General features: G+C 69.3%; 9 protein-coding genes. 6 read left to right on the top strand and 3 right to left on the bottom strand.

Translation table 11 applies throughout. From position 1 onward, the window contains the following. The first annotated feature begins 7 nt into the window (after positions 1–7). The 4 genes from ON21_RS19280 (at position 8) to ON21_RS19265 (ending at position 4,363) form a co-directional block, all read left to right on the top strand. Positions 8–901, top strand: coding sequence for a Cgl0159 family (beta/alpha)8-fold protein (locus tag ON21_RS19280; protein ID WP_039799616.1), 894 nt, complete (start codon positions 8–10; stop codon positions 899–901). A gap of 54 nt (positions 902–955) precedes the next feature. After that, on the top strand, positions 956–1,846 hold the full coding sequence (gene iolB, locus ON21_RS19275; RefSeq protein ID WP_039799614.1) for a 5-deoxy-glucuronate isomerase: 891 nt from the start codon (positions 956–958) through the stop codon (positions 1,844–1,846). After that, positions 1,843–3,684 (top strand): 3D-(3,5/4)-trihydroxycyclohexane-1,2-dione acylhydrolase (decyclizing), encoded by a 1,842-nt coding sequence (gene iolD / locus ON21_RS19270; RefSeq protein ID WP_174372186.1) that lies wholly within the window; start codon positions 1,843–1,845, stop codon positions 3,682–3,684. Before iolB ends, iolD begins: the two co-directional genes overlap by 4 nt. A 475-nt stretch (positions 3,685–4,159) precedes the next feature. Further along, complete coding sequence (locus tag ON21_RS19265; protein ID WP_014987157.1) at positions 4,160–4,363, top strand: cold-shock protein; 204 nt, start codon at positions 4,160–4,162, stop codon at positions 4,361–4,363. Positions 4,364–4,431: 68 nt separating this feature from the next. On the opposite strand, the gene ON21_RS19260 is transcribed toward ON21_RS19265, so the two are convergent. After that, a complete protein-coding gene (locus ON21_RS19260) occupies positions 4,432–5,070 on the bottom strand; it encodes a dihydrofolate reductase family protein (RefSeq protein WP_039799612.1) in 639 nt (212 codons plus the stop codon). Positions 5,071–5,179: 109 nt separating this feature from the next. On the opposite strand from ON21_RS19260, the gene ON21_RS19255 reads away from it, so the two are divergent. After that, positions 5,180–5,692 carry a winged helix-turn-helix transcriptional regulator gene (locus tag ON21_RS19255; RefSeq protein WP_039799611.1) on the top strand — a complete coding sequence of 171 codons (513 nt, stop codon included), beginning with the start codon at positions 5,180–5,182 and terminating at the stop codon, positions 5,690–5,692. Between the two features lie 3 nt (positions 5,693–5,695). Here ON21_RS19255 and ON21_RS19250 read toward each other — a convergent pair whose 3' ends face one another. Both ON21_RS19250 and ON21_RS19245 read right to left on the bottom strand, forming a co-directional pair. Then, positions 5,696–6,502 carry a nucleotidyltransferase domain-containing protein gene (locus ON21_RS19250; RefSeq protein ID WP_051020989.1) on the bottom strand — a complete coding sequence of 269 codons (807 nt, stop codon included), beginning with the start codon at positions 6,500–6,502 and terminating at the stop codon, positions 5,696–5,698. A gap of 52 nt (positions 6,503–6,554) precedes the next feature. Then, on the bottom strand, positions 6,555–7,742 hold the full coding sequence (locus tag ON21_RS19245; RefSeq protein ID WP_039799610.1) for an MFS transporter: 1,188 nt from the start codon (positions 7,740–7,742) through the stop codon (positions 6,555–6,557). 76 nt (positions 7,743–7,818) lie between these two features. On the opposite strand from ON21_RS19245, the gene ON21_RS19240 reads away from it, so the two are divergent. Next, positions 7,819–8,760: a LysR family transcriptional regulator gene (locus ON21_RS19240; RefSeq protein WP_245562654.1), complete on the top strand. Its 942-nt coding sequence runs from the start codon at positions 7,819–7,821 to the stop codon at positions 8,758–8,760. Positions 8,761–9,445: the final 685 nt, after the last annotated feature.

The following is a 9,445-nucleotide window of genomic DNA, read 5'->3' as shown; positions in this document are numbered from 1 at the left end:
AACTGTCATGCATGTGACCGGCGAACGCTGGCGTGAGTTACTGCACGTGCGGGCCACGGACCCCGCCGCGGTCGCACGGGCCTACGCCGAACGGGTGCGCCGCGCCGACCTGCTGGCGGGCAAGCAGACCTTGTTTCTCGTCGCCGCGGATCACCCGGCTCGCGGCGCGCTGGGCGTCGGCGCGGACCGCACCGCCATGGCGGATCGGCGCACGCTGCTGGAGCGGTTGCTGATCGCGCTGGCCAACCCGGACGTCGACGGCGTGCTCGGCTCGCCGGACGTGGTCGAGGAACTGTTGCTGCTGGACGCGCTGGACGACAAAGTCGTGATCGGCTCGATGAACCGCGGCGGGCTCGCGGGCGCGGAGTGGGAGATCGACGACCGGTTCACCGGGTACGACGCGGACTCCCTCGCGCGCTTCCGGCTCGACGGCGGCAAGATGCTGCTGCGTCTGGTCGATTCCGACGCGGGCACCGTGCCGACGCTGCAAGCCTGCGCGCAGGCGGTCTCGGAGCTCGCGGCGCACGAGCTGATGGCGATGGTCGAACCGCTGCCGTATCACCGGGACGGCTCCGGTGCGCTGGTGATGAGCAAGGACGCGGTCTCGCTGTCGCGGGCGATCACGGTGGCCTCCGGTCTCGGCGTCACCTCGGCCTACACCTGGCTGAAAATACCCGCGCCGCAGGATATCTCGGTGCTGGACGCCACCACACTGCCGGTTCTCGTGCTGGGCGGCGCGCCGTCCGGGGACCCGGCGGTGGATCGCGCGCTGTGGGGCGGGGCGCTCGGCCACGACGTTGTGCGCGGTCTCGTCGTCGGCCGGACCCTGTTGTACCCGCCGGACGGCGACGTCGCCCGGGCGGTCGAAACCGCCGCCCGCTTGCTGAAAGAAGCCCGATGAGGAGCGAAGTGACCGGGGTGCCGGTGCTTCCGGACCGCGTACGGAGGAGGTGCGATGACACTGCATCGTCCGGAAGGAACGTTGCGCCATGACGGTGACCCGATCCTGCTGACTCCCGGCGACGCCGGATGGACCTACGCCGGACTGCGGGTGCTGCGGATCGCCGCGGAGGAGTCGCGGATCGTGCGGACGGGTGAGTTCGAGGCGTTCGTCCTGCCGCTGTCAGGAGCGTGCACGGTGCGCGTGGACGGCGCGACCTTCGCGCTGGCCGGCCGGGAATCGGTCTTCACCCGCGTGACGGATTTCGCCTACGTCCCGCGCGACGCCGAGCTGGAGCTCGTGGCCGAGGGCGGCGACCTCGAGGTGGCACTGCCGATGGCCCGCTGCGGGAAGCGGCTCGAGCCGAGATACGGCCCCGCCGAGGAGGTGCCGGTCGAAGTCCGCGGCGCGGGAAGCGCGACGCGCCAGGTCACCAACTTCGGCGTGCCCGGCGTGTGGGAGCACGCGGACAAGCTCAACGCCTGTGAGTTGATCACGCCGGACGGCAACTGGTCGTCGTATCCGCCGCACAAGCACGACGAGGCGAGCGACTGCGAGGTCGTCAACGAGGAGATCTACTACTTCCGCATCGCCGGACGCGACGGGATCACTCCGTCCCGCGAGGGATTCGGCCTGCACCGCACGTACACCGCCGACGGCACGGTGGACGAGAACGTCGTGGTCCGCGACGGCGACGTCTTCCTGATCCCGCGCGGCTATCACGGCCCGTGCATCGCGGCGCCCGGCTATCCCATGTACTACCTGAACGTGCTGGCCGGCCCGGCGCCCGAGCGGTCGATGGCGTTCTGCGACGACCCCGCGCACAGCTGGGTGCGGGGGCGCTGGGACGCCGAGCCGCTCGATCCGCGCTGCCCGGTCACCTCCCACGAAGGACGGATCGGATGAGACTGACCACGGCACAGGCACTGGTGGCCTGGCTGATCGCCCAGCGCTCCGAGACGCTCGACGGTCGCGATGCGCCGTTGTTCCCCGCCGTCTTCGCGATCTTCGGCCACGGCAACGTGCTCGGCCTCGGCACAGCGCTGCACGAGCGGCGCGCCGAACTCCCCGTCTGGCGCGGGCACACCGAAGAGGGGATGGCGCTGGCCGCTGTCGGCTATGCCAAGGCCGCACATCGGCGGCAGGTCGGTGTCGCCACCTCGTCGATCGGTCCGGGCGCGCTCAACATGGTGACGGCGGCGGGCGTCGCGCACGCGAATCGCCTACCGCTGCTGCTTCTACCGGGCGACACCTTCACCGGACGCGCCCCGGACCCGGTCTTGCAGCAGGTCGAGCACTTCGGCGACCCGACCGTCACGGTGAACGACGCGTTCCGCGCGGTGAGCCGCTATTTCGATCGCATCACCCGCCCGGAACAGCTGATCGCCACTTTGCCGCAGGCGGCCAGGGTGCTCACGGATCCGGCCGACGCGGGTCCGGTCGTCCTGGCGCTGCCGCAGGACGTCCAAGCCGAGACCTACGACTTCCCTGACGCGCTTTTCGAGCCGGTGGTGCACCGCGTGACACGGCCTCGTCCCGATCACCGGGCACTTGCCGCCGCCGTCGCCGCACTGCGCGCCGCGCGCCGTCCGCTGCTGATCCTCGGCGGCGGCGTCCGGTATTCGGGCGCGGGCCGCACCGTGCTCGAACTCGCGGAGCGCTACGGCATTCCGATCGTGGAGACCACCGCGGGCCGCACCCTCGTGCCGCACGAGCATCCGCTGTACGCGGGACCGCTCGGCATCACCGGCTCGGCGTCGGCGAACACGTTGGCGGCCGAAGCCGACCTGGTCCTCGCGGTCGGCACCCGATTGCAGGACTTCACCACCGCGTCCTGGACGGTGTTCGCCCCGGACGTCCGCCTGGTCATGATCAACGTGGCGCGCTTCGACGCCGTCAAGCACGGCGCCCTCGCGGTGGTCGGCGACGCCGAGGCCACCGTGTGCGAGCTGGCCGGGCAGACGGGGGAGTGGCGAGTCGACGCCGGGTGGACCGCGCGAGCCGCCGAGTTGCGGGGCACCTGGGACGCGCACATCGACGAACTACGTGCGCCGACCCCGGGCACACCGAGTTACGCACAAGTCGTGGGCGCCGTGAACGACCAGAGCGGGCCGGACGACTACGTGCTGACGGCCTCCGGCGGCCTGCCCGGTGAACTCGTCGGCGGCTGGCGCGCGACCGGCGGCGCGCCGACCATGGACGTGGAGTACGGCTTCTCCTGCATGGGCTACGAGCTGGCGGGCGCGTGGGGTGCGGCCATGGCGCGCACCGACGGCCTGGTGACCACGCTGCTCGGCGACGGCTCGTATCTGATGCTGAACTCGGAATTGTTCTCGGCGGCCTTCGCCGGGCATCCGTTCGTCGCGGTGGTCTGCGACAACGACGGCTATGCCGTGATCGCGCGGCTGCAAGAAGGGCAGGGTGGCGAACCGTTCAACAACTTCTACGCCGATTGCCGCACCACGCGCGAACAACCGCCGCGCGTCGATTTCGCTGCCCATGCCGCGGCGCTGGGGTGTGCCGCTTTCACCGCCGCCGACCTGAACGAATTTCGCGACGCGTACTCGCGGGCGCGGGCGACGGCGACGGCCGAGCGGCGGCCCGCCGTGCTGGTCGTGCGGACGCGGCCGTCGACGTGGACCGACGCGGGCGCCTGGTGGGAGGTCGGCGTGCCGGAGCAACTGCTGGGCCGCGCCGCCTACGACGAGGCCAAACCGGGTCAGGTGCGCTACCTCCGGTCGTGAACAGAAATAAATGAACAGTGCGCCCGACGGTCCACGACCTGGGCTGAAGCCGGAGTCTGCGCGTGGTACGCTGAAATACGTTGCGGCACATGCTAACTGGTAGCAAAACCGTATCGGTGTAGAGCCGTGCCGCCAACGACGCCTCCTGCTGACCGGCGCGGTCGCCCAAGTCGGTGGAGGCAAGCTCGTCGAGGAGGGCGGCGGGCGTTATCCGGCGAAAATACGGGTACCCGACGGGCGGGCCCGGCAATGTCGCGTGATCGGGACCCGACCGAACGTGGGAGGTGACAGACCAGCCCGCCCCTGAGCGAGCGTTGCGGGCGTACTCGCGCACCACGGTGCCGAGCGCCCACATGAGCGTTAGCTCACAGTTGGTGGCGGGAAACGTGAGTAATTCGTCGGATCATGGCATCGTTGATCTACGAGACCAGGGCATCTCGATAACACCACCTGGCTCGTCTACAGAAAGTATGAAATGGCTCAAGGCATTGTGAAGTGGTTCAACAGCGAGAAGGGCTTCGGCTTCATCGCACAAGACGGTGGGGGGCCCGACGTCTTCGTGCACTACTCGGCTGTGAGCGGCTCGGGTTTCCGGTCCCTCGATGAGGGGCAGCGCGTGGAGTTCGAGATCGGCCAGGGACAGAAGGGTCCGCAGGCCCAGGACGTCCGCGTTCTCTGATCGCGACTTGACTTTCGAAAGGCCCCGTACCGGGACGGTGCGGGGCCTTTCCGCTTGTCCGGAGGACTTCACGCCTCGGAGCGGGTGAAGGTGACGTGGGTGACCGCGGGGGAGTGGGTCACCGAGGCGACCTGGTAGCCCGGCAGCGCGCCCAGATCGTCGTAGAGGCGCTCGCCCGCGCCGAGCAGGATCGGGACGACGGCCAAGTGCAGCTCGTCCACCAGCCCGGCCCGCAGGAATCCGCGCACCGTGGCGCAGCCGCCGCCCAAGCGCACGTCCTGGCCGTCGGCCGCATCGAACGCGCGACGCAGCACCGCCTCGGGGGTTTCGTCCACGAAGTGGAAGGTCGTGCCGCCGTCCATCCCGAACGACGGGCGTGGGTGGTGCGTCAGAACGAAGACGTCGTGGTGGTACGGCGGGTTGTCGCCCCACCAACCCTTCCATTCGTGGTCCTGCCATGCGCCGCGAATCGGGCCGAACATATTGCGACCCATGATGGTCGCGCCGATACCGCGATCGCCCGCCGCCAGATACTCGTCGTCGACGCCCGGGTCGTTCGTGGCCTCCGGGTTGGCGTAGGGGGTCGCGAAGACCCACTCGTGCAGACGCGTGCCGCCTTCGCCCAGCGGGTTGTCCGGCCCTTGGTTCGGACCGGCGACGTAGCCGTCCAGGGAGATCGCCAGGTTGTGTACGCGCAGCTTGGGCATGATCCGCTCATTCCACTAAGTGATTGCAATTCGCAATCGGTTGTGAGGCAGCGTACGTCCAACTGGTTGTATATTGCAAGCAGTAGTCGACGACCGACAGGAGTGCCGCATGCGCGAGGAGGGACGTTCGGGATGCCCGATCAACGCGACGATCGAGGTGATCGGCGATCGGTGGACGCTGCTGGTGCTGCGTGACGTGATGTTCGGCGACCGGCGCCACTTCCGCGAGCTGCTCGCCGGATCGGAGGAGGGCATCGCCTCCAACATCCTGTCCGACCGGCTCAAGCGCCTGGTGGCGGCGGGACTGCTCAGCCGCGCAGACACCAGGCCCGGCCAGAAGGCCGAATACCGGCTCACCGAAGCGGCCATCCAGTTGGTGCCGATCATGGCGCAGCTCGGCGCGTGGGGTCTGCGGCACCGCCCGACCACCAAGCGTCTCCGGGTTCGCGCCGAATTGCTCGAGGCGGGCGGTCCGCGGCTATGGGCGGATTTCATGGACGAATTGCGCGAGGGCCACCTCGGCATCCCGCGCCCGGATCCGGACCGCCCGACCGCCACGCAGCGACTCGCCCAGGCATACGCGGACGCTGTCGCCGAGGACGATCGGAAAGCCGCCTCCTAGGCGTCAGCCCGCCAGTGCCTCGGAGCGGAAGAACTCCGCGGTGATCGCCCTGGCCCGGGTGAGGTCACGTCCACGAGATTTGACGAAAGCCTCCTCGGCGCGCGCGAATTCGGCGGCGATGAACGCGGTGATCGGCGCGGGCGCCGACCCGCTGCCCAGCTCGCGGGTCCGCGATTTCAGATCGGTCAGCTCGGTCACCGCCGCCGACAGCTCCGCGGGCAGCTCGCACTGCCGCAACAGCGTGGGCAGATGCATCGGCGCCACCGCCGCCGCGGGATGCTCCCGCAGCCAGCGCAGCGCCATCGCCGGACGCAGCGCGTAGAACACCTTCTTCAGCGATCCCGTGCGCTCGAACAGCGCCCACTGCCTGGCGCCCAGGTGCAGATAGTGGCGAGCGATCCGGTCGCGGTCGGCGACCTCATCGGCCAGTGCGCGCAATCGGTCGCGGAATCGCGGGTCGCCGCGGTACACGATCGGCGACATCAGCCATTCGATGAGCACGGCGTTGCCCTGCACCAGCAACCGCAGCGCCTTGGCCAGATCCCAGCCGTTCACGTCGAGCAGGCCCGCGAGCGGCGTCTCCACCACGTCGCGGGTGCGCCACGGGGACAGGTAGGTCTCCAGGGCGGCGACATAGACGAACCGGCAGTCGTAATCCGAATCGGGAGACGGGAATCCCCAGGCGCGGCTGCCGCTTTCGATCGCCAACCGGATCGACACCCCGTGCTCCAGCTCGACCCGGTCCAGCTCACGATCGATGGACCCGACCACCGCCGGGTCCATCGAATCCGGTATCGCGCGCAGAGACATGGACGCGATGGTAGGTGCCGGAGCAAGGTTGTCGCAGCTGCATTTTCGTCGTTCAGGGTCGGCGCGCGCTCCCGAGCGCGGCGACGAATACGGCCATGAGCGCGAGCGCCCCGCCCAGCCACGTGGCGGCGGCCACGCCCAGTGCGTCGGCCGCCAGGCCGCCGCTCAGCGACCCCAGCGCGATGGCGGCGTTGAAAACACCCGCGAAGAGGGCGGACGCGCCTTCCTGCGCGTGCGGAGACGCGGCGAAGACCCAGCTCTGCGTGCTCACCGAGACGCCGCCGTAGGACACACCCCACACGATGATCAGCGCGACGGCCCACGGGAGCGAGACGCCCAGCACGGGTAGGGCGATCGCGGCCGCGGCGAGAACCGAGCCGATCGCGATCAGGGTCTTGCGCGGTGTCCGCGCCGCCGCGGCTCCCGCGCCGAAATTGCCTGCCACGCCCGCGATCCCATAGATCAGCAGCAGCGCGCCGATCGTTTCCGCATCGACCCCGGTCGCTTCCTCGAGCACGGGCCGCACGTAGGTGTACGCGGCGAAGTGGCCGGTGACCAGGAACGCGACAACGAGCAGGGCGATCCGCAAGCCCGGCTGCCGCGTCAGCCGCAACACACCGCGCAGCGCCAAGGCTTCCGTCGCGGGCAGACGCGGCAGCAGGACCGCCAGAGCCGCGAGCACCACGACTGCGAGGCAGGCGGCGGCCACGAACGCGATCCGCCACCCGGCGAACGCGCCCAGAAATGTTCCCGCGGGAATGCCGAGCACCGAGGCGACCGCGACGCCGGAGAAGACCAGCGAGGTCGCGGCGGTGACCGATCGCGCGGGCACCAGCCGCGCGGCCAGGCTCGCCGCGATCGCCCACACCCCGCCCATGCCGACGCCGACCAGCACCCGCGCCCCGATGAGCACGCCGAAGGTGGGGGCGGCGGCCGCGCCGAGATTGCCCAGCGCGAGCAGCGCCAGCAATCCGCACAGCACCACCTTGCGCTCGACTCGGCGCAGCGTCGCGGTGACCAAGGGCGCGGACAGCGCGGCGACCAGGCCCGTCACCGTCAACGCGAGACCGGCGCGGCCTTCACTCACCCGCAGCGCCGAGCCGATCGGCGTGAGCAGGCCGACCGGCAACATCTCGGCGGTGACCACCGTGAACGTGCCCGCTGTCACCGCGCCAACGCCGAGCCAACCGCGCAGCGCCGAAACCGGCGGCGGCGCAACGACTTCTCCAACTCGTGTCATGTCTTCAGACAACGGCTCGGGGCAAGAGGAAACAACGGCGAAGGTCTCATAGTTCTATGAGCTGGACTCATCGACCGTGGAAGGGAAGCTGATGGGTGGGCTGGAGGTCCGCGAATTGGAAGCGTTCCTCGCGCTCGCGGAGGAACTGCATTTCGGACGGGCCGGCGCTCGGCTGTATGTGTCACAGAGCCGGGTGAGCCAACTGCTGCGTTCCCTGGAGCGGCGCATCGGCGGGCAACTGGTGGAACGGACCAGCCGCACCGTCCGGTTGACTCCGCTCGGCGCGGCCTTCCTCGCCGAACTGCGGCCCGCGTACGCCGCGTTGCGCGCGACGGTCGACGATGCTCGCGCCGCCGCCCGAGGGGTGGACGGGATCTTGCGCATCGGGTTCCAAGGCGCGGGCAACGACCATCTGATGGCCGCGGTCGAGTTGTTCCAGCAGTGGCATCCGGACTGCTCGGCCGAGCTGGTCGAGATACCGCTGGCCGATCCGTTCGGTGCGGTGCGGCGCAACGAGGTCGACGCCGCCGTCGTGCTGCTGCCGATGGGCGAGGGTGATCTCGTCCTCGGCTCGGTGTTCGCGGGACAGCGGCAGACACTCGCGCTGGCCAGTTCCCATCCGCTCGCGGGCCGGGCCGAACTGTCGGTGGAGGAACTCGCCGCCTTCGCGCTGATCGGAGTGCGCGCGCCCGCGCCGGAGTACTGGCGCAGGGCCCAGGCGCTCGACGTCACGCCGGGCGGGCGAAGGGTGTGCTGCGGGCCGGAGGTCGGCACGTTGGAAGAAGGTCTCGCCGCGGTGGCGGCCGGCCGCGGAGCGATGTTGCTGTGTCATCCCACCGCGGATTCGCACCGCAGACGGCCGGTGAGCTTCGTGCCGGTCACCGGGATCGCCGAGTCCCGCCTCGGGCTGGTGTGGCACCGGTACCGCGAGACCCCGCGGGTGCGTGCGTTCTCCCGCGCCGTCGCCGCTACCAAGCCGGCCGAAGATGTGCGATCGGTCACCGTGGGGGCGTCCTGACGTTCCGCCGCCGCGGCGCCATACGCACCGCCGAATAGGCGCGCCGACGTGGTGGCGAGGACTTCGGGAGCTGCCACGAAGGGTATCGGAAAGTTATTTGGAGTTCCTATCGAATAGGCTTCTCCGTCGTGGATCGAGTTACACTGTTCGGCCCGATTTCCTGGTGGCGCGAGATTTGTCTGAATTCATCGCGAATATCGTCCTTCGCGTTCTGTCGGTAGGGAAATCGGCGGGTCATTCAGACGGCCTGACCTGGACGAATGACTAGATTCCCAGCTCGTCGCGGGCGAGTGTGGTGATGCCGGTCACAATATATTCGGTATGTGGTCTATATCATCAAACAGTCGAATTCTGTAACTGTCGCCGATCGGGCACCGACAACCCCCGTGTCAGCCAGTTCGACTGGATAATGTTTCGAGGAAGAGGTATTTCCATGATCCCCGTTATCATCGACACCGGTAGCGCCGCTTTGAACGGTCTTTTCGACACCCTCGGCGCCGCGCTGCACGGTCTTGTCGACACCTTGTGGACGGGTTCCTTCGGCGGCCGCTGACCGGCGTAACGGTCGAGCAGGGTCGACCGGGTCGCACGCCGACCGATGGCGTGACCGAGCGGGCCCCCGCACCTTGGTGGTGTGGGGGCCCGCCGCTGTGTGCGGTCGCGTGCCCCCGACGCCGGAGTTGGA

The sequence above is a fragment of the Nocardia araoensis NBRC 100135 genome, from assembly GCF_000308435.1.
Classification (GTDB): domain Bacteria; phylum Actinomycetota; class Actinomycetes; order Mycobacteriales; family Mycobacteriaceae; genus Nocardia; species Nocardia araoensis.
The sequence above is the reverse complement of the archived record's forward strand: the minus strand, read 5'-3'. Positions and strand labels throughout refer to the sequence as shown.